Source organism: Steroidobacter flavus, from assembly GCF_042651805.1.
Classification (GTDB): domain Bacteria; phylum Pseudomonadota; class Gammaproteobacteria; order Steroidobacterales; family Steroidobacteraceae; genus Steroidobacter; species Steroidobacter flavus.
The window spans coordinates 1,134,560-1,152,701 of sequence record NZ_JBHSDU010000015.1; the positions used below are offsets into that span (position 1 = coordinate 1,134,560).

19 protein-coding genes are annotated in these 18,142 nt (G+C 62.3%); 11 read left to right on the top strand and 8 right to left on the bottom strand.

Features of this window, described 5'->3' with window-relative positions:
* Positions 1 to 83 precede the first annotated feature (83 nt).
* Positions 84 to 863: an SDR family NAD(P)-dependent oxidoreductase gene (locus ACFPN2_RS32610; RefSeq protein ID WP_380604567.1), complete on the bottom strand. Its 780-nt coding sequence runs from the start codon at positions 861 to 863 to the stop codon at positions 84 to 86.
* Between the two features lie 172 nt (positions 864 to 1,035).
* Here ACFPN2_RS32610 and ACFPN2_RS32615 point away from each other — a divergent pair, with 172 nt between their 5' ends.
* Positions 1,036 to 1,854, top strand: coding sequence for an IclR family transcriptional regulator domain-containing protein (locus ACFPN2_RS32615; RefSeq protein ID WP_380604569.1), 819 nt, complete (start codon positions 1,036 to 1,038; stop codon positions 1,852 to 1,854).
* 4 nt (positions 1,855 to 1,858) lie between these two features.
* Here ACFPN2_RS32615 and ACFPN2_RS32620 read toward each other — a convergent pair whose 3' ends face one another.
* From ACFPN2_RS32620 to ACFPN2_RS32645, 6 genes are read right to left on the bottom strand one after another with little or no spacing between them, the layout of a single operon-like run.
* Entirely contained in the window at positions 1,859 to 2,518 is a 660-nt protein-coding gene (locus ACFPN2_RS32620; protein ID WP_380604571.1) for a TetR/AcrR family transcriptional regulator, read from the bottom strand.
* A gap of 27 nt (positions 2,519 to 2,545) precedes the next feature.
* Positions 2,546 to 3,349, bottom strand: coding sequence for an enoyl-CoA hydratase/isomerase family protein (locus ACFPN2_RS32625; RefSeq protein ID WP_380604573.1), 804 nt, complete (start codon positions 3,347 to 3,349; stop codon positions 2,546 to 2,548).
* A gap of 7 nt (positions 3,350 to 3,356) precedes the next feature.
* A complete protein-coding gene (locus tag ACFPN2_RS32630; protein WP_380604575.1) occupies positions 3,357 to 3,680 on the bottom strand; it encodes a 2Fe-2S iron-sulfur cluster-binding protein in 324 nt (107 codons plus the stop codon).
* A gap of 7 nt (positions 3,681 to 3,687) precedes the next feature.
* Complete coding sequence (locus ACFPN2_RS32635) at positions 3,688 to 4,878, bottom strand: cytochrome P450 (protein WP_380604577.1); 1,191 nt, start codon at positions 4,876 to 4,878, stop codon at positions 3,688 to 3,690.
* Between the two features lie 10 nt (positions 4,879 to 4,888).
* Positions 4,889 to 6,082 (bottom strand): aromatic ring-hydroxylating oxygenase subunit alpha, encoded by a 1,194-nt coding sequence (locus tag ACFPN2_RS32640; RefSeq protein ID WP_380604579.1) that lies wholly within the window; start codon positions 6,080 to 6,082, stop codon positions 4,889 to 4,891.
* A gap of 24 nt (positions 6,083 to 6,106) precedes the next feature.
* The gene (locus tag ACFPN2_RS32645; RefSeq protein WP_380604581.1) at positions 6,107 to 7,315 is read right to left on the bottom strand and encodes a cytochrome P450; all 1,209 of its coding nucleotides are present in this window, start codon (positions 7,313 to 7,315) and stop codon (positions 6,107 to 6,109) included.
* Positions 7,316 to 7,398: 83 nt separating this feature from the next.
* On the opposite strand from ACFPN2_RS32645, the gene ACFPN2_RS32650 reads away from it, so the two are divergent.
* A complete protein-coding gene (locus ACFPN2_RS32650; RefSeq protein ID WP_380604583.1) occupies positions 7,399 to 8,163 on the top strand; it encodes an SDR family NAD(P)-dependent oxidoreductase in 765 nt (254 codons plus the stop codon).
* Between the two features lies 1 nt (position 8,164).
* Here the strand turns inward: ACFPN2_RS32650 and ACFPN2_RS32655 are convergent, their stop codons facing one another.
* Positions 8,165 to 8,482, bottom strand: coding sequence for a 2Fe-2S iron-sulfur cluster-binding family protein (locus ACFPN2_RS32655; RefSeq protein ID WP_380604585.1), 318 nt, complete (start codon positions 8,480 to 8,482; stop codon positions 8,165 to 8,167).
* Positions 8,483 to 8,604: 122 nt separating this feature from the next.
* On the opposite strand from ACFPN2_RS32655, the gene ACFPN2_RS32660 reads away from it, so the two are divergent.
* The 9 genes from ACFPN2_RS32660 to ACFPN2_RS32700 all read left to right on the top strand — a co-directional run bounded on the left by ACFPN2_RS32660 (position 8,605) and on the right by ACFPN2_RS32700 (position 18,132).
* Complete coding sequence (locus ACFPN2_RS32660; RefSeq protein ID WP_380604587.1) at positions 8,605 to 9,054, top strand: acyl-CoA thioesterase; 450 nt, start codon at positions 8,605 to 8,607, stop codon at positions 9,052 to 9,054.
* Positions 9,055 to 9,061: 7 nt separating this feature from the next.
* A complete protein-coding gene (locus ACFPN2_RS32665) occupies positions 9,062 to 10,570 on the top strand; it encodes a class I adenylate-forming enzyme family protein (RefSeq protein WP_380604589.1) in 1,509 nt (502 codons plus the stop codon).
* A complete protein-coding gene (locus tag ACFPN2_RS32670; RefSeq protein WP_380604591.1) occupies positions 10,549 to 11,865 on the top strand; it encodes an MFS transporter in 1,317 nt (438 codons plus the stop codon). The genes ACFPN2_RS32665 and ACFPN2_RS32670 overlap by 22 nt, the downstream gene beginning before the upstream one ends.
* Before the next feature lie 14 nt (positions 11,866 to 11,879).
* Complete coding sequence (locus ACFPN2_RS32675; RefSeq protein WP_380604593.1) at positions 11,880 to 13,037, top strand: acetyl-CoA C-acetyltransferase; 1,158 nt, start codon at positions 11,880 to 11,882, stop codon at positions 13,035 to 13,037.
* A 94-nt stretch (positions 13,038 to 13,131) separates the two neighbouring features.
* On the top strand, positions 13,132 to 13,983 hold the full coding sequence (locus tag ACFPN2_RS32680) for a CoA transferase subunit A (protein ID WP_380604595.1): 852 nt from the start codon (positions 13,132 to 13,134) through the stop codon (positions 13,981 to 13,983).
* Entirely contained in the window at positions 13,980 to 14,762 is a 783-nt protein-coding gene (locus ACFPN2_RS32685; protein WP_380604597.1) for a CoA-transferase subunit beta, read from the top strand. The genes ACFPN2_RS32680 and ACFPN2_RS32685 overlap by 4 nt, the downstream gene beginning before the upstream one ends.
* 21 nt (positions 14,763 to 14,783) lie before the next feature.
* On the top strand, positions 14,784 to 16,019 hold the full coding sequence (locus tag ACFPN2_RS32690) for an acetyl-CoA C-acetyltransferase (RefSeq protein ID WP_380604599.1): 1,236 nt from the start codon (positions 14,784 to 14,786) through the stop codon (positions 16,017 to 16,019).
* A gap of 2 nt (positions 16,020 to 16,021) precedes the next feature.
* The gene (locus tag ACFPN2_RS32695) at positions 16,022 to 16,894 is read left to right on the top strand and encodes an alpha/beta fold hydrolase (RefSeq protein WP_380604601.1); all 873 of its coding nucleotides are present in this window, start codon (positions 16,022 to 16,024) and stop codon (positions 16,892 to 16,894) included.
* Positions 16,891 to 18,132 (top strand): NAD(P)/FAD-dependent oxidoreductase, encoded by a 1,242-nt coding sequence (locus ACFPN2_RS32700; RefSeq protein ID WP_380604603.1) that lies wholly within the window; start codon positions 16,891 to 16,893, stop codon positions 18,130 to 18,132. Before ACFPN2_RS32695 ends, ACFPN2_RS32700 begins: the two co-directional genes overlap by 4 nt.
* Positions 18,133 to 18,142 lie beyond the last annotated feature (10 nt).

Sequence of the window (18,142 nt, forward strand, 5' to 3'; positions counted from 1 at the left end):
CGATGTAACACAGTCGCACATGAGTATTCGAGTGTCAACGAGAAAACCAAGTACGCGGGTTAAATCCGAGGCAATGCGACGACTCAGCGAGGCGCCATGCGAATGGCACCGTCCAGACGGAAGCAGGCGCCGTTGAGGTAGCTGTTGCGACAGATTTCGAGCGCGAGCGACGCGTACTCCGCCGGTGCACCGAGTCGCTTCGGGAATGGCACCGAGGCCGCCAGCGCCTGGCGCACCGGCTCTTTCATGGTCGCCATCAGCGGCGTGTCGAAGATGCCGGGCAGAATCGTGTTGACGCGAATGCCTTCATTCATCAGATCGCGTGCGACCGGCAAGGTGAGGCCGGCGATGCCCGCTTTCGATGATGCGTAAGCAGCTTGCCCGATCTGGCCGTCTTCGGCAGCCACGCTGGCGGTATTCACAATCGCACCGCGCTCGCCGTCCTCCATGGGCGCAAGGGTCAGCATTCCGGCCGCGGATTTCGCGATACAACGGAACGTTCCAATCAGATTGATTTGCACGATGCGCTCGAACTGATCGAGCGGAAAATGTTTGATCTCGCCGGTTTGTTTGTCGCGCGACGCGGTCTTGACCGCATTGCCCAGACCGGCGCAGTTGATCAGGATGCGCTCCTGACCGAACGCGGCCCGCGATTTGGCGAAGCCGGCATCGACGCTCGCGTCCTGACGCACATCGACCTGGCAGAAGACGCCGCCGATCGCAGCCGCCACCGCTTCGCCCTTCTCCGCATTCAGATCGAAGATCGCGACCTTCACGCCTTCGGCGGCGAGCGCGCGTGCCGTCGCTTCACCGAGCCCGGACGCGCCACCGGTCACAACCGCTGCAGACCCCGTCAATTTCATTACTCACACCTCACACGTCGACTGGACCGCCGACCCTGGCGTGAATCCGGGTAGTGCTCCTTCCCGTAGCACGTTTGTGCGATAATGTATCAAGTGTTTTTATATCGCACAATGTCTACCTCGCACTCTCCCGAGGAAGTCATTAGCATTGCAGCACCTTGAAAGCGCGCACATGAGCCAACCCATTACACCGACTAATAAAACGCCCGATCTCGCGCCGGCGCCGGCCAAGGCGGCCGCGAATCCCGAAGACCAGATGGGCGGTTTCGCCAAAGGGCTCGCGGTGATCGAGGCCTACGGCCGCGGCCGCTCCGCGTTGACCATCGCTGAAGTGGCCCGCCTCGCCGGTCTGGATCGCGCCTCGGCGCGGCGTTGTTTGCTCACCCTGGTCAATCGCGGCTATGCCACGACCGACGGCCGGTATTTCGAGCTCACTCCGCAGATCCTGCGGCTCGGCAACGCCTATCTGGCCGCGCCGTTGTCGCGTTTGATTCAGCCCTCGCTCGATCAGTTGGCTCATGCAGTCAGCGCCTCGTGCTCGGCTTCGGTGCTCGACGGCACCGAGATCGTCTACATCGCGCGGGCCGCACACCATCAGTTGATTGCTGGCAGCCTGCACGCCGGCAGCCGCTTGCCCGCTTACTGCACGGCCATGGGTCGCGTGCTGCTCGCGGCACTGCCTCCGGATCAAAGCCACGAGCGACTGGTGCAAAGTGATCGCAAAGCCATCACGCCTCGCACACTCACCGATATCGATGCGCTCGAAGCGGAGCTCGGTCGCGTCCGAGCCAGCGGCTTCTCCCTGATCGATCAGGAAGTCGAGATCGGCTCGATGTCGATCGCGGTGCCGATTCGCAATACTCAGGCCCGCACCGTCGCGGCCGTCGTCGTGGCCTTGCATGCAACGCCCGAGTCCGCTTCACGCATTCGCTCCGAAGTGCTGCCGCGAATGCTCGAAGCGCAGCGTCAGCTCGCCGAGATCCTGCCCTGATCCGTCAACGCTTGCGCTTCGGCGCCACGACGTTGCGTTTCAGATAGTCGTCCACCACCCCGACCACCTGCTCGATCAGCAGGGCTCGGGGCACATTGCGCGGCTTTTCCAACACCCACCGGCGGAAGACGCTCATCAGCAGCGTCTCCAGAAAGAAGATGTGCCGCTCGGTCTCCAACGGATCGAACTCATGATGCTGAGCGAAGAACAGCCGCATCGCCGCCCGGTTCAACGTTAGAAACGAAGTCGCGCCGACCACTCGCTCGATCTCGGGCGCCTCGGTCGGCATGCGTAGCAGGACCAGCGAATGGCGCTCGAGAATGGTCAATAGCGCAGTGATGGCGGTGCGGATGGCCTCGATCTGCGGCTTGTCGAGGATGTCGATGGTGATCACCCGCATCTTCTGAGCTGCGGTCGCCGCCACATCCTCGTACCAGGCGAGCAGGATCGCCTCGTAGGTCGGGAAGTATTGATACAGCGAGCCGATGCTCACTCCCGCCCGCTCTGCAATCTGCCGTGTCCCGACATTACCGAAGCCGTGCTCTCGCACGAGCTCGTCAGTCGCCGAGAAGATCGCCTGAACGGTGGACCGCGACCGCTCCTGCGACGGCTTCTTTCGTCGCGACAACGGCGAGTCGGACTTCACGGAACGAGGGGCTCTCATCGCGCACATGGTACGAGCGTCCCTGCCTCAGCTGCCCGTGAACTTGGGCTTGCGCTTTTCCATGAATGCATTGGCACCTTCTTTGTGATCCTGCGTATAGAGCGTCAACTGATCGTAAGCGAGCGACGTTTCGAAAGCACCGGCCATCATCTGCTTCAGCATGGTATTCACTGAAAGCTTGCCGTACGAGATCGCCAGCGGCGGCCCGTCGGCCAGCTTGCGCGCCATCGCATCCACTGCCCCGTCCAGCTCATCGTCGGGCAGCGCATAGTTGATCAGGCCAATGTCCGCCGCCTTGCGGCCGCCAATCGGGTCGCCCGTGAGAATCAGCTCTTTGGCCCGATGAAACCCGATCAGCAACGGCCACAACGCGGCGCCACCGTCGCCCGGCGCAATGCCATGCTTCACGTGCGAGTCGCATAGTTTCGCGGATTCCGCGGCGTAGACCAAGTCGCACGCCAGCGCCAGATTCACACCCAGGCCGTAAGCGTAACCGCGCACTTTCGCGATAATCGGCTTCTCACAATCGAGCATGTTCCAGAAAATCCGCCGGGCGGGTCGCGTGCGCGGCCGGCCACGCCGACCTTCGTTGTTCTGCTTCTGCTGACCGCCGAGATCCGTCCCTGCGCAGAACGTGCCAGCGTCGCCGGTCAGAATCGCCACGCGCACGTCGTCGTCCGCATCGATGTCATCCCAGATGCGCTCGAGCTCGGTGTGCATTTGCCGGTTCACGGCGTTCTTGCGGGCCGGATTGGACAGCACCAGCGTCGCGATGCCGTCGCTGACGGACACCTTGATCATCTCGTAACGTTGCGGATCGATCGCTGACATGACTACCTCACCATTCCGGCGCGACGGTCACCTTCAGCCCGTCGAGCCGGTCGGTGACGTTGATCTGACAGGCCAGCCGCGAACCGGGCTGCCGGCCCTCCTGGGCGTAGAGCAAATCGTCTTCCTGACTCTGCATGTCCGGCAAACGCGGCAAGTCCGCTGCATCGATAAAGACGTGGCACGTGCCACAGGAACAGCAGCCACCGCAGCTCGTCACGGCGTTGATCTCTTCGACGCCGCCGTCCATGAGCGCGTCTTTCAGCGAGCTGCCGGCGGTTGCATCGATGGTCCGGGTCTCGCCCGACCGGGTTGTCACATTGATTCGTGGCATGTCGACCTCAACCCCATTCGAGCGGCAGATGAGTCAGCGCCAGAATGGAGCCGCCCCGCCATTCGAGTTTCGCGCCCGGTGCCATCCGGAAATTTGGAATGCGCTTCAGCCACGCCTCCGTGAACGTGCGCATCTCGGCACGCGCGAGCACGTTGCCAATGCAGGTATGCGCACCAATCGAAAAAGCGATGTGCTGGCGATCCTGGCGGTCGATATCGAAGCGTTGCGGGTCGGGATTCTTGCGATCGTCGCGACCGGCCACCGGCAGCGCGCACATCACCATGTCGCCCACTTCGAAACGCGCGCCACCGAGCTCGATCTCTTTCTTGACGATGCGCGGCTGATGAACGACGCCATACATCCGCAGCGACTCCTCGACGAAGTCCGGCAGACGCTCAGGCTGACTCGCAAGCCGGCTCTGTAGGTCCGGATCGCCAGCGAGATGGTAGAACGCGAACGTCAATGCGTTCGCCACCGTGTCGAGACCGCCGAGGAACAACAGGTATCCCATCGACTGGAATTCTTCCGGCGTCAACGGCTCGCCACGCACGCGCTCCGCCAACAGCTTGCTGATGAGATCTTCGCGCGGCTCCTTCAGGCGCTGCTCGCGCAGATCCATCATCACGCCGATGATGGTCTCTTGCAGTTGGAGCCGGCGTTCGCTGGTGATGTTGCTGAAGTACTCCAGCACGATGCCCCGGAACTCCTCGAAGCGATCCAGCGGCATGCCCATCATTTCCATGAAGATGGACACGGGATAGGCCGCACCCAACTCTTCGGCGAAATCACAATGGCCTCGCGCCTGGACGCGATCGATCAGACGATCTGCCCACATGCGCAGCTTCTCGGACATCGCCACGATGGATTTCTTGTCGAAGTGCTTGAGCAGCACGGCCCGGTAACGCGCGTGATCCGGCGGATCGAGACTCAGCGGAATGAACTGCACCGGGCTGTTGAGGCGCGGGATGTGCAGTTCCTTGCTCGAGAAATGTTCCGGATCGCGCAGGATCGTCGACATGAGATCGTAGCGCGTGATGATCCAGTGGCCGCCATTGCGCGGCGTGTAGAAGATGTCCGGCCCGGCGTCCTGCAGCGCCTTGTACGCTGCGTGCGGACCGTCGAGCAGCCGTGGATCGGTGTAGATATCGACGTCGACGACCTGGTCGGGTCGCACATTCGACGGAATGCTGGTTGTCATGATTTTCGCCTCAGCCGCTGGCCAGACCCATTTGTTCTTCGAGCACCTTGTGGAAGGTCGCAACGTCCTGCTCCATGCCTCCCAACGTCAACTGCTCCACCGCACCGGTCTTCACACCGATGGTTCCGAGCTCGGAGACCCAGAAGTCTTCGTCCGTGGTCACCCGCTGCATCAGCTCGATCGACTTCTCGCATCTCGCCTTCTCTTTTTCGGTCTCGGGCATGCGATCGACCAGCATGTAGTAGTTGATCACGGTCTTGTCGGGCGACTGCGGCGACAGGAACATCACGTTGATATAGGTCGGGCTGGTGATGACGATGCTGCCGGGGATGAGCGTGTAGCTGAAAACACCCGACGCCCGGAAATCTTCGAACGTCTGCATGCCCTCGCCTTGCTCGGCCTTGTAGCCGGCGCGTGCCGAAGATTGCAGCAGATGTGGGCCGATCTGCGTGAACGCCGTCGGACGGTCCACGAACATCGAGCCGAGCGACTTCGAATGCAGTCGGGGGATGTGATAGTTCTCCAGGAACGCGTCGTGCACGAACTTCCAGTTCGCTTTGATTTCGTAGCGCGCCTTGGTGTAGACGACCTGCTTCGGCAAGCCGATCGCGTCGAACTCGGCCGCCAGATCGCCGCTGACGATGGAGAAATCCGCGTTGCTGTTGGGATCGAGATTGACCCAGATGATGCCGCCCGCCTCCACGCACTCGAGCCGCTTCAGCGAGTGCTTCTTTTTATCGAGGCCAGGGAACACGTCCTCGCGCGGCACGCCGACGAGCTCGCCTCGCATGTTGTAGGACCACGCGTGGTACGGACAGACAATCAGGCCGCCGGACTTGGCTTCCTTCTCACGCGACAGTTGAATGCAACGATGCATGCAGACGTTCAGGAATGCGTGCACCTTGCCGGTATCGTCTCGGGTCAAAAGTACCGAGGTACCATAGTCTTCGTTGATGACGTGCATCTTCGGCTTCGGCAACGCGGCCGACACTTCGATCGGCACCGGCTTGCCGCGAAACAACTTCTTCTGCTCGAGCTCGAAGTACTCCTGAGACGTGAAGACCTCGGTGCGCAGATACGTCACCTTCTTCGGCACCATGGTCGGATCGGAATCCGTCAGCGACGCGACGATCCCGCGCTGTACCGCTGTCAACGGCCGGCGGGGAGTCGTTTCCTCAGTCATCACACTTGCTTCACTCGTCATGCAGGTACCCTCAGGGGTCAGTAGTCAGGCGCGGGGCCGCAGCACCAGCGGCAGTCGCGTCAGCCCTTGTGTCTCGCCTTCACCCCAGGCGATCGAATCGTTCGGATCCAGGTCCACTCGCTCGTAACGACGCAGGATTTCTTCCAGCGCGATGCGCAGCTCGAGCTTGGCGATGGCCGAGCCCAGGCAGCGATGCGCGCCGAAGCCAAAGCCCACGTGGGGATTGGGATTGCGCGCGAGATTGATTTCATTTGGCTTGTCGAACACCGCCGGATCGCGGTTGGCCGCGCCGAAACACAACAGCACCTGATCTCCCTGGCGGAGCTTCGAGCCACCGAGCTCAGCGTCGGCAACTACGGTGCGACGTAGATACGTGCCCGGCGACGCATAGCGCACGAATTCTTCGAGCGCGGTTGGAAACAACTCAGGTTGATTGCGCAGGCGGTCGGCCAGCTCGGGCTGTTTTGCAAACAACAGCAGCGTCTGCGACAGCGCCAGGTTCACCGTGGTGAAACCGCCGAATAGCAGGAGCCGCGTGATCGACACTTGATCTTCGATGCTCAGCGCGCGGCCTTCGACGCTGCCGTGTGCGACTGCTGCCAAAATGTCTTTCGATGGATCGGCCGAGGCGCCGCGGATCTGCAGCTGTTCAATCAGGTAGGCCGTCAGTTCCTGCGAGGCTTTGATCGAGGCCTCGCTACCGCGGCCGTGAATCAAGCCATCCACTAGATTGTTGAGTCGGTCGGCGTCCTGACTCGGAAAGCCAAAGATGGCGAGCGCGGCATGAACCGGGAACGGCTCTGTGAATCTCGACACCATCTCGACATTGGTCTCGCCGGCCAGGCCGTCGAGGAGACTCACCGCGATGGCGCGCACTTTGCTTTCGTTCGCAGCGATGCGATCCGGCGTCAGGAACGGATCGAGCAACCGACGAAACTCACGTTGCAACGGCGGATCGACCTCGGCGGGCACGTGACGAGTCCGGCTCTCGTTCGGTAAGGCAATGCCCTGCGCGGAGGAATAGATCTTGTGCTGAGCGGCCGCCGTGCGCAGGTCCGCATGCCGGGTGACGACATAAAAACCGCCGTACGCGTCGCTGCGCGGCAGCTCGGTTGCGGCCCGCATCGCGTCCCACACCTGCTCCGCATCGGCGCGATGCTGAGCGGAATGGTGATCGAACTGCGCGAATTCCAGCGCTGCGATTGGACAACGCCCGGCATCGGCTTTACTCACGCCTCACCCCCTAGGCCCTGACTCCGAGCCGAGTGTATAGTGAACATTGTTCACTTTCTAGTCGCCTTTCCGGCGGGCCAACCATGATGCGATTCCAGGGCAAAACCGCGATTGTGACGGGCGCCGCCTCCCCTGCAGGCATCGGTTTCGCAACCGCTGCACGCCTGGCACGCGAAGGCGCCAAGGTTTTACTCACAGATATCGATGGTGTCGGCGCCGCCGCGCGGGCCGAAGAATTGAAGGCGTTCGGCGCAACCGCGCTTGGTTTTTCTCACGACGTAAGTCGTAACCAGGACTGGCAGCGCATCCTGAACGACGCCGAATCGGCGTTCGGCACGATCGATATCCTGGTCAATAACGCCGGCCTGGTGATCCTCAAAGGCATTGATTTACAAACTGAAGAAGACTGGCGTCGGCAACTGGACGTCAATCTCACCAGCGTTTATCACGGCTGCCGGACTGTGATCGAACACATGCGCCGCCACGCTCGCGGCGGCGCCATCATCAATGTTTCATCGATTGCGGGCTTGGTCGGCATGCGCCGCTGCGTGGGCTATAGCGCGAGCAAAGGCGGCGTTCGACTCATGAGTAAGGCCCTGGCGATGGAGACAGCGGCCGAGGGAATTCGCGTAAATACCGTGCATCCGGGCGTCATCGAGACACAAATGCAACAAGTCTCAAAGGCCGACGGTGGCGAACAGTCCGCCAGAATTCACGCCACGATTCCGATGCAACGCATGGGCAGACCTGAGGAAGTCGCCGCTGCGATCGCATTCCTCGCCTCGGACGACGCCGCTTACGTGACCGGCACCGAGCTGGTCGTCGATGGCGGCTTCACTGCGCAGTAGGTCAGAGGTCGGGCGCGACCGTCACGCGCAAGCCTTCGAGAGCTTCTGTCACCGGAATCTGACAAGAGAGTCGCGACGTGGGCTGGCGCGCATCGGAGCTGTCGAGCAGCGCATCTTCTTCTTCAGACATTGGCGGCAACCGGTCCAGTTGTTCGCTCGCCACGAATACGTGACAAGTACAACAAGCGGCGCAGCCGCCACAAACCGCCTGAATCTCATCGATGCCGGCCTCGCGCAGGCCCTGCATCAGCGAAGGGCCAGCTTGGACGGCGATCTCCCGGTCCTCGCCGGAACGTGTAGTAACAGTCAGCTTCGGCATCTGCCCTCTCCCCCAAACTCGAGCCATGTTCTCGGGGCGCGACATAACCGATCAAGACGCGACTGGCACATGAACATTGTTCACTATACCATGACCGTCACCGAAGTGAATGTGAGCAGCCGATGGCGCGCGTCACGATTGAGCTACCCGATCGGTTCGTGTTCTCGACCCGAGTGCCGATCTACACCAGTCATATCAACCAGAGCCGTCATCTGGACTCGGTGGCGCTGCTGACGCTGTTCGCGGAGGCCCGCGCCCGCATGCTCGCCGCCATTGACTATCGTCGTGACAATACTGACGTGGCGATGATCGTCGCGGACACCGCCGTCACCTATCGATCCGAAGCCTTCTATGGCGAGACGTTGTTGTTCGAAATCGGCGCCGCGGATTTCAACAAGTACGGCTGCGATCTGGTCTTTCGAGCAACGGTCGATGGCGACGGCCGCGAAGTGGCTCGTGGCAAGAACGGCGTGGTGTTCTTCGACTATCGCTTGAAGAAGCCGGTGTCCGCGCCGGCCGCGTGGGTCGAGCGCCTGACGGCGACCTCGCTGAGCAGTGACATCCTGGAGTAACGGCCCGATGAATTTTACGATTGCCCGCGCCCTGCGCTTCTGGTCCGAAGAAACACCGGACCAACCCGCGCTGAGGTACGAGGATCGCAGCGTCTCCTTCAAAGAGCTGTACGACTGGGCGGGACGCGTAGCCCATGATTTATCTGAACGCGGCGTGCGACCGGGCGACCGCATTAGCATCGTTGCCACGAATTCGCTCGACTACGCGGTGCTCGCCTGCGGATTGATTCGCCTGGGCGCCATCGGTGCGCCGCTGAGCTTCCGTTCCACCGCGTCGGAGCTGCGCGAATGGTTCAATGAGCTTTCGCCCACGTTGATCTTCGCGGACACGGAGCGAAGTGCCACCGTCGCCGAAGCGCTCGGCACCGCGGCCAACGAAAAGTTGTTGTCGCTAGAGTCCATCATCCCTGCCCTACGCTCAGGTCCGCCTGCACCGCCGATGAACGAACCAGCGGACGAAGCGGCGGCATTCATCATCGGCACCAGCGGCTCGACCGGTCGGCCCAAAGGCGTCATCTACACCCATCGCATGGTCGTCACGTACGCCAGCGAGTTTGTGTTGATGGAGCCCCGCTGTGGCCGCGGCTCGTCAGTCCTGATGGTCGGCCCCTTCAGCTCCGGCTCCGGTTATCTGGTGATGACCCAGGGCCTGACGCAAGGCGCCACTATTTATATCGAAAGCAAGTTCGTCCCCGAACGCGCGCTCGATCTGCTGACCCGCCATCGCATCACGTCGTTCATGGCAGCGCCGATTTTCTTCGAGCGTATCGCTGCCCTGCCAGCGTTTGCCGACGCGGATCTGTCCAGCCTCTACTGGACGCAAGTGGGCGGTGCTCGCGTCAGTCCCGCGCTGCTCAGTGCATGGCGAAGCAAAGGTGTGGTGCTTCGACACGCCTACGGCTCGACGGAAGCCGGCGGCGCTTGGGGCGCTCGCAGCGATGTGGCAGTCAGCGAGCCCCATAAGTGCGGCCGTGGCGGAATGTTCTCTGAATATGCCATCCGGCTGAGCGATGGAACCATCGCGAGAACCGGCGGCCCCGGCGAAATCCTCATTCGCTCGGCTTGCATGACCGTGGGCCTTTGGAACAATGAATCGGGCACGCGTGAGATTCTGCGCGACGGCTGGCTGCACACCGGCGACCTCGGCGAGATCGACGCCAACGGCAATCTCACCTTCATCGACCGGCTCAAGGACATCATCATTTCGGGGGGCCTGAACATTTCCGCCGCCGAAGTGGAACGCGTGATCTCCGATGTGCCGGGTGTGCTGGAGGTGGCAGTCATCGTCGCCGCCGATTCCAGTTTCGGCGAAACGCCGCTCGCTATCGTGCATGGGCAGGCCACCTGCACGACCATCATCGAACACTGCAATCTTCACCTCGCTAACTACAAGGTCCCTCGTTACGTCGCTATCGAGCAGGAGCCGTTGCCGCGCCTGCCGTCCGGTAAAGTCGCGAAGCCCCTGCTCCGACAGAAGTATCAAGGAGCCGAGACATGGTTGCCGAAAGTTCGATAACGGAACTCACGGCGAACGCATCGGCCCGACGTGCGTGGGTGATCACGGTCTTCATGACCGTGTGTTTCACGCTTTCATATATGGACCGGCACGTGCTCAGCCTGCTGGTCGAGCCGATCAAGCAGTCGCTGGCGCTCAGCGACACCCAGATCGGTCTCGCCCAGGGCCTGAGCTTCTCCATCTTCTATGTGCTCGCCAGTCTACCGCTCGCCCGATTGAGCGATCGCGGTCACCGGCCTCGGATCATGAGTGCATGCATCGCGATGTGGTGCTCGATGACCGCGCTGTGTGGATTCGTCACGAACTTCTGGCAATTGTTATTGGCGCGCATCGGCGTCGCGTCGAGCGAGGCGGGACTGCCACCTGCCGCGCTCACCATGCTCGCCGACATGAACGACGCGAAAGGCCTGGCCCGCGCCAACTCCGTTTTCATGCTGGCGCCCTATCTCGGTGGCGGGTTGGCGTTGATGGGCGGCGGAGCGGTGTATGCCTGGGTGCAAACATTGGACCTGCAGATGGAACCCTGGCGGTGGGTGTTCCTGATCATTGGCGCGCCAGGATTGCTCGCGGCCGCCCTGATGCTCCTCGTTCCTGAGCCGCGACGCGAACGCTCAGCGGCATCGAGCAAATCTTCATTCAAAGGCCTCGCTCAATTTCTGCGTGCCGATGCCGGCTTCTACGCCTGCTACGTGCTCGCGATCTCCATGCTCGTGATGATGTTGAACGCCATCGTCTCGTGGATGCCCGCGGTGTTGATGCGCTCGTTTCATCTCGAGCCCAAAGCGGCCGGTGCTGTATTCGGCCCGACCTTCCTGATCGCGGGTATCGCCGGCACGCTCATCGCCGGTCAGGTCATCAGCAAGGCCGGCGACAGCCACGCGCGTAGCACGGTCGAGCGAATCTTTCGATACATGCGACTGAGCGTTTGGATCGCACTGCCTGCGGCCGCAATCGCCCCGCTCGCGCCGTCCGTCTCGTTGCAGATCGCCGTCATCGCAGTGGCAATTTTCTGCGTGAGCTCGGTGAACTCGCTGTCATCGATGCCGTTCCTGCTCCTCGTGCCCACTCATATTCGCGCCCAGGCGGTCGCATTCCTCGCGCTCGTCACTGCGTTGGTCGGTACCGGGCTCGGTCCGATGCTCGTGGGAATGCTGAGCGACGCACTGGCGTTTACCAAACATCCGTTGCCCTTCGCACTCGCCTGCGTGGGCATCACTGCCGCAACGATCGCGGCGTTCCTGCTGCAATGGCTGGTGAAACGCGCGCGGCAGATGACGGCACCCCAATTTCTGTAAATGGTGAATCAACTATGAGCGACGCTTACATCGTACAGGCCCTGCGCACCGCTGGCGGCAAGCGCAACGGCAAGCTGGCGACCTGGCATCCGGCGGATATGGCCGGTGAGATATTGAATGCGCTGGTCGATCGCAGTGGCGTCGACCCCGCCGCCATCGATGACGTCATCCTGGGCTGCGTCAGTCAGGTCGGCGAACAAAGTTTTCATATCGCACGCAACGCTGTGTTGGCCTCGCGCCTGCCGGATTCCGTGCCCGCAGTCACGATCGATCGGCAATGCGGCTCGTCACAACAGGCGCTGCAGTTCGCGGCTCAGGCGGTGATGTCGGGCACTCAGGACATGGTGATCGCAGCGGGCGTCGAGAGCATGACGCGCGTGCCGATGGGCAGCCCGGTCAGCCTCGCACTGAAGGCAGGATTGGGTGGCCCGTGGAGCGAGCGCATTCGCAAGCGCTACGGCGTCGAAGAGTTCAGCCAATTCACCGGCGCACAGATGATGGCCGAGAAGTACAACTTCACGCGTCGGCAGCTCGACGAGTTCGCACTGCTGAGTCACCAGCGCGCGGCGGCGGCAACACTTGCCGGAGCCTTCAGGAATGAGATCGTCCCTCTACAAGTCGCGGACGGCTGGCACGACACCGACGAAGGCATTCGCTACGACGCCAATCTCGAGTCCATCGGCTCAGTCAAACTATTGAAGGAAGGCGGCGTACTCAGCGCGGCGAATGCCAGTCAGATGTGCGATGGCGCGTCGGGTGTGCTCGTCGTCAACGAGCGTGCGTTGAAGACACACAACCTCAAGCCCCTCGCTCGCATTCACAACCTCACGGTCACGGGCGGCGATCCAGTCATCATGTTGGAAGAGCCCATTCCCGGCACGCGCAAGGCCTTGCAGAGAAGCGGCCTGTCGATCGACGACATCGACTTATATGAAGTGAACGAAGCGTTCGCGCCGATTCCGCTCGCCTGGCTGCAAGCCGTCGGCGCCGATCCAAGCAAGCTCAACGTGAATGGCGGTGCAATCGCGCTCGGTCATCCGCTCGGCGCCTCGGGCTGCAAGTTGATGGCGACCCTGCTCAACGCACTCATTTCGCGAGGCAAGCGCTACGGCCTGCAAGCGATGTGCGAAGGCGGCGGCCTCGCCAACGTGACCATCGTCGAGGTGCTCTGAGCTTTGCCCGCGCATCGACGCCGGCCTTGACAGCGGTCGGCCTCGATGTGCGATTATGATACCGACGCGCGATATTCGCACATCTGGAACTCCTGTGGCTGCATTTCTCGACCTGGAAACGGCGATCCGAACCACCGTCCGCGATGGCGACGCCGTCGCGCTCGAGGGCTTCACTCATTTAATACCGTTCGCCGCGGGGCACGAGATCATTCGCCAGCAACGGCGCGATCTCACCCTCATTCGGATGACGCCCGACATCCTCTACGACCAGATGATCGGGATGGGGGTGGCACGCGCGCTGAGATTTTCCTGGGGCGGTAACCCTGGCGTCGGCTCGCTGCATCGGTTTCGCGAGGCGGTGGAAAGTGGCTGGCCTAAACCGCTGCTCATCGAAGAGCACGCCCACGCGGCGATGGCCGCTGCTTATCAAGCGGGCGCTGCCAACCTGCCGTTCGCGATGCTCCGAGGTTACATCGGCACCGATCATCCGAACGTCAACGATCAGATTCGTCAGGTCGTTTGCCCGTTCACAGGTGAACGTCTCGCGGCCGTTACATCGATTCGCGCCGACGTGGCCGTGATTCACGCGCAGCGAGCGGACCGCAATGGAAACGTTTTGCTCGAAGGCATCCTGGGCGTGCAGCGTGAGGCAGTACTCGGTGCGAAGCGCGCGGTCGTCACCGTCGAGGAAATCGTCGACGACTTCGGTCCGCGCAGCCCAAACACAACCATTCTCCCTGGCTGGGTCATCACAGCCATCGCGAAGGTGCCGCGCGGCGCCTTCCCCTCCTACGCCCATGGCTACTATCCCCGCCACAACGGCTTCTACATCGCATGGGATGAAATTTCGCGCGATCGCGAACGTTTCCTGGCGTGGATGCAACGCTATGTGATCGACCGCCGCGAAGTGCTCGGCCCCGACTGTCTCCAGGAGGTGGCCGCATGAGCGCCAAGCCTGCAACTCGCTCAGAGACCATGATCGTCGCAGCGTCGCGTGCGCTGAAGAATGACGATGTTTGTTTCGTCGGCATCGGCGCCCCGTCCGCAGCCTGCAATCTGGCGCGACTGACGCACGCGCCCGACATCGTCTTGATCTACGAGTCTGGGACGATCGGTACACGACCCAACGTGTTGCCCCTGTCGATCGGCGACGGAGAACTCTGCGACACTGCGCTCACCACCGTCCCGGTGCCGGAAATGTTCAGCTACTGGTTGCAAGGCGGCCGCATCAGCATCGGCTTCCTGGGCGGCGCGCAGATCGATCGTTACGCCAATCTCAACACCACGGTCGTCGGCCCGTATGATGCGCCGAAAGTTCGCCTGCCCGGTGGCGGTGGCGCGCCCGAGATTGGCGCTCACTGCAAGCAAACATTCATCACGATGGCGCTGAACCGGCGCGCATTCGTCGACAAGTTGCCCTTCATCACTTCGTTCGGTCACGGCCGGGGCGGCGATCACCGTCGCAGCCTGGGTCTGACCACCGCCGGCCCGACCCGCGTCATCACTGACATGTGCGTCTTCGAGCCCGAGCCGGACAGCAAGGAGCTCATCGTCACGACTCTGTATGAGGGCGTGACTCGCGATGACATCACCCGTGAGTGTGGTTGGCCGGTGCGTTTCGCCACCACACTCTTGACCATGCCTGCGCCGACCGCGGACGAGCTGCGTGTATTGCGCGATCTCCAGGAGCGCACACGCGTCGCGCACGGCGCCGTCGCGGCCTGAGCCGGGACATAGAGGATTCGAATGACTCAAGAAGCTTGGATAATCGACGTCGCCCGCACCCCGCGGGGCATCGGCAAACCCGACAAAGGCGCGCTCGCCGGAATTCATCCGCAGCGCTTGCTGTCGACCGTGCTGAAAGCACTGGCGACGCGTAACACCGTCGACACCGCGGACATCGACGACGTGGTCGTCGGTTGCAACACGCAATTCGGCAAGCAAGGGCTCGACCTCGCCCGCATGGCGGCGCTCGATGCAGGCTTCAATCAAGCCGTCCCGGGCGTCACGCTCGATCGTTTCTGTGGATCGGGCATGAGCGCCGTGGCGCTTGCCGCCATGGGCGTGATGTCGGGAACGCAGCGACTCGTCGTGGCGGGCGGCGTCGAATCGATGTCTCACACGCAGACACTGCCGCGCGGCGCGCTGCTACTGGACTCGGGCAATCTCTCCTTGCGCCGTAAGTATCCGCAACCTCATCAAGGCATCTGTGCGGATCTCATTGCGACGCTGGAGCGGATCGGTCGTGAAGATCTGGATGCGTTGGCCCTGGAGAGTCAGCGTCGCGCGGATGCGGCGATTCTCGAAGGCCGCTACGCCCGCAGCTTAGTCCCCGTATTGAACGACGATGGCAAGATCGCGCTCGATCGCGAGGAATATCCGCGGCCCCAAACGACAGCCGCGGCCCTGGCTCAACTGAAACCCGCCTTCGCCGCCGTGCTCGATAAGCCGCTCGACGATGCCGGTCTGACCCACGCCGCACTGGTGCGACAGGTTTATCCAAACGTGCGCATCGATCATGTGCACACCGCCGGCACGAGTTCAGGGGTCGTTGACGGTGCGGCAGGCGTTCTGATTGCCTCGTCCGACTACGCACGCGCGCAAGGTTGGAAGCCACGCGCTCGCATTCGTGCGATGACCACCGTCGGCGGCGATCCGACGCTCATGCTGAATGCACCCGTGCCTGCTGCGAAGAAGGCACTGGCGCTCGCAGGCCTCACAGCCAGCAACATCGATCTCTTCGAAGTCAACGAAGCGTTCGCAGTGGTGCCGCTGAAGTTCATGCGCGATCTGGATATCGATCCCGCCAAAGTCAACGTCAACGGCGGTGCCATCGCTCTCGGTCATCCCATCGGTGCGACCGGCGCGATCCTGATCGGCACCCTGCTGGATGAACTGGAGCGCCGTGATCGTTCGATTGGGTTGGCCACGATGTGCACGGCTGGCGGCATGGCCCCGGCGATGATCATCGAGCGGATCTGAGCGTGGCTTCGGCAGTTACGACGCGCCAGATCGCCACTCGCGACGGCGTGATGTTAATCGCCGACGTCGCGGGCAACATCGACGCGCCTTGTGTCGTGCTCGCGCATGGCGGCGGTCAAACGCGTTACTCGTGGCAAGCGACACTGCAAGCTCTCGTAGCTGCAGGTTATCGAGTCGTCGCCTACGACGCACGCGGCCACGGCGAGAGCGGTTGGTCGCCCGACGGCAAATATTCTTTCTTCCAGCGCGCCGACGATTTGCGCGCGGTGCTCGACGATGCCGGCGGCACAGCCATTCTGATTGGCGCATCGATGGGCGGCATCACCTCCATGGAAGCGATCAGCAGCGGTCTGCTCTTGCCGGAACAAGTGCCGGCACTCGTGCTCGTGGATATCGTGCTTCGACCACAGCGATCCGGTGTGCAGCGGGTCCGCGACTTCATGGCTTCGCATCCGAACGGTTTTGCGACACTTGAAGAAGCCGTCGACGCTGTCGCGGCCTACAACCCACATCGGCCGCGCCCGAAAGATGGCGGTCATCTGATGCGCAACCTGCGCCGTACCGAAGACGGCCGCTTGCGTTGGCATTGGGATCCGCGAATCGTGCCCGACAATATCGATGACGACATGGCCGAGCTCGAGCGCATCTCACGATCGTTCGAGCCGCCCGAGACCATGCCGACTCTGCTCGTGCGCGGCGGCGACAGTGACGTGGTGACACCGGACAGCGCGCAGGACTTCAAACGATGGATGCCGCACGCCGAAATCGCCGTTGTGCCCAAAGCGGGCCACATGGTCGCGGGCGACAGTAATCAAACGTTCAACTCGGCCATTCTCGACTTCCTGGATCGCCACGTGAGGCGACGAATCCAATGAGCGATGCGAACTCCTCGGCTGGTGTCGTGATCGTCGGTGCTGGACATGCCGGTGCTCAAGCCGCCCTCGCCCTTCGGCAAGGCGGTTACAAGGCGCCCGTGACGATGCTCACCGCCGAGCCGGAGTTGCCGTATGAACGTCCGCCGCTCTCCAAGGAATACCTCGCCGGCGAGCGCGCGTTCGACAACATGCTCATTCGGTCGCAGGCGTTCTGGGACGAGCACCGGATCGGCGTTCGCACCGCCAGTCGTGTTGTGAGCATCGATTCGCAAGCTCGCCGCGTCGGCATAGCCGGCGGCGATACGTTGGATTATCAGAATCTGATCTGGGCGGGCGGCGGCAATGCGCGTCGCTTGACGTGCAGTGGCGGCGACCTGGCCGGCGTGCATTCGATCCGCACCCGAGCGGATGTCGATCAGCTTCGTACAGAAATCGAGAGTGCCCGTCGCGTTGCCGTGGTGGGCGGTGGTTATATCGGGCTCGAAGCCGCCGCCGTGCTCGCCAAGTTAGGCAAGCAAGTGGTGGTGCTGGAAGCGCTCGATCGCGTGCTGGCTCGAGTCGCCGGACCGCAGCTATCGAAGTTCTATGAAGACGAGCATCGTGCACACGGCGTCGATGTGCGAACCTCCTGCGCGGTCGAATCATTGCTTGGCGAGCACGGCCGCGTGTGCGGCGTGCGTCTCAGCGATGGAACCGTTCTCGACGCCGACATTGTGATCGTGGGTATCGGCATCGTTCCAAACGTTGCTCCACTCATCGATGCCGGCGCGGCCGGCACATCCGTCGGTGTGCGCGTCGATGAATACTGCCGCACGACGCTGCCAGGGATTCACGCCGTCGGTGACTGCGCGCTTCACACGAATCGCTGGGCCGATGGCGCCGAGCTCCGAATCGAATCCGTGCAGAATGCCGTCGATCAAGCGACCGTTGCGGCCAAGGACGTGCTCGGCACTCCCACGCCCTACCAGGCGCTGCCCTGGTTCTGGTCGAATCAATACGATCTGCGTCTGCAAACAGTCGGCCTTTCGCTGGGCCACGACTCGACCGTCCTGCGCGGCATTCCGGCGAGCCACAGCTTCTCCATCGTTTATTTGAAGAAAGGTCGAGTGGTCGCGCTCGATTGCGTCAACGCCCCGCGCGACTACGCATTCGGTCGCAAGCTCGTGAGCGGCGGACTGTCGCCCGATCCGGCCCGACTCGGCAATCCCGCGGTCTCTCTCAAAGATCTTTGCGGCTGAAGGAATTGAG

What these genes read in the sequence shown, in the direction of transcription:
- ACFPN2_RS32610 (WP_380604567.1), bottom strand. Translation starts at nt 863, where the DNA reads ATGAAATTGACGGGGTCTGCAGCGGTTGTGACCGGTGGCGCGTCCGGG.
- ACFPN2_RS32615 (WP_380604569.1), top strand. Translation starts at nt 1,036, where the DNA reads ATGAGCCAACCCATTACACCGACTAATAAAACGCCCGATCTCGCGCCG.
- ACFPN2_RS32620 (WP_380604571.1), bottom strand. Translation starts at nt 2,518, where the DNA reads ATGAGAGCCCCTCGTTCCGTGAAGTCCGACTCGCCGTTGTCGCGACGA.
- ACFPN2_RS32625 (WP_380604573.1), bottom strand. Translation starts at nt 3,349, where the DNA reads ATGTCAGCGATCGATCCGCAACGTTACGAGATGATCAAGGTGTCCGTC.
- ACFPN2_RS32630 (WP_380604575.1), bottom strand. Translation starts at nt 3,680, where the DNA reads ATGCCACGAATCAATGTGACAACCCGGTCGGGCGAGACCCGGACCATC.
- ACFPN2_RS32635 (WP_380604577.1), bottom strand. Translation starts at nt 4,878, where the DNA reads ATGACAACCAGCATTCCGTCGAATGTGCGACCCGACCAGGTCGTCGAC.
- ACFPN2_RS32640 (WP_380604579.1), bottom strand. Translation starts at nt 6,082, where the DNA reads ATGACGAGTGAAGCAAGTGTGATGACTGAGGAAACGACTCCCCGCCGG.
- ACFPN2_RS32650 (WP_380604583.1), top strand. Translation starts at nt 7,399, where the DNA reads ATGATGCGATTCCAGGGCAAAACCGCGATTGTGACGGGCGCCGCCTCC.
- ACFPN2_RS32655 (WP_380604585.1), bottom strand. Translation starts at nt 8,482, where the DNA reads ATGCCGAAGCTGACTGTTACTACACGTTCCGGCGAGGACCGGGAGATC.
- ACFPN2_RS32660 (WP_380604587.1), top strand. Translation starts at nt 8,605, where the DNA reads ATGGCGCGCGTCACGATTGAGCTACCCGATCGGTTCGTGTTCTCGACC.
- ACFPN2_RS32665 (WP_380604589.1), top strand. Translation starts at nt 9,062, where the DNA reads ATGAATTTTACGATTGCCCGCGCCCTGCGCTTCTGGTCCGAAGAAACA.
- ACFPN2_RS32670 (WP_380604591.1), top strand. Translation starts at nt 10,549, where the DNA reads ATGGTTGCCGAAAGTTCGATAACGGAACTCACGGCGAACGCATCGGCC.
- ACFPN2_RS32675 (WP_380604593.1), top strand. Translation starts at nt 11,880, where the DNA reads ATGAGCGACGCTTACATCGTACAGGCCCTGCGCACCGCTGGCGGCAAG.
- ACFPN2_RS32685 (WP_380604597.1), top strand. Translation starts at nt 13,980, where the DNA reads ATGAGCGCCAAGCCTGCAACTCGCTCAGAGACCATGATCGTCGCAGCG.
- ACFPN2_RS32690 (WP_380604599.1), top strand. Translation starts at nt 14,784, where the DNA reads ATGACTCAAGAAGCTTGGATAATCGACGTCGCCCGCACCCCGCGGGGC.
- ACFPN2_RS32700 (WP_380604603.1), top strand. Translation starts at nt 16,891, where the DNA reads ATGAGCGATGCGAACTCCTCGGCTGGTGTCGTGATCGTCGGTGCTGGA.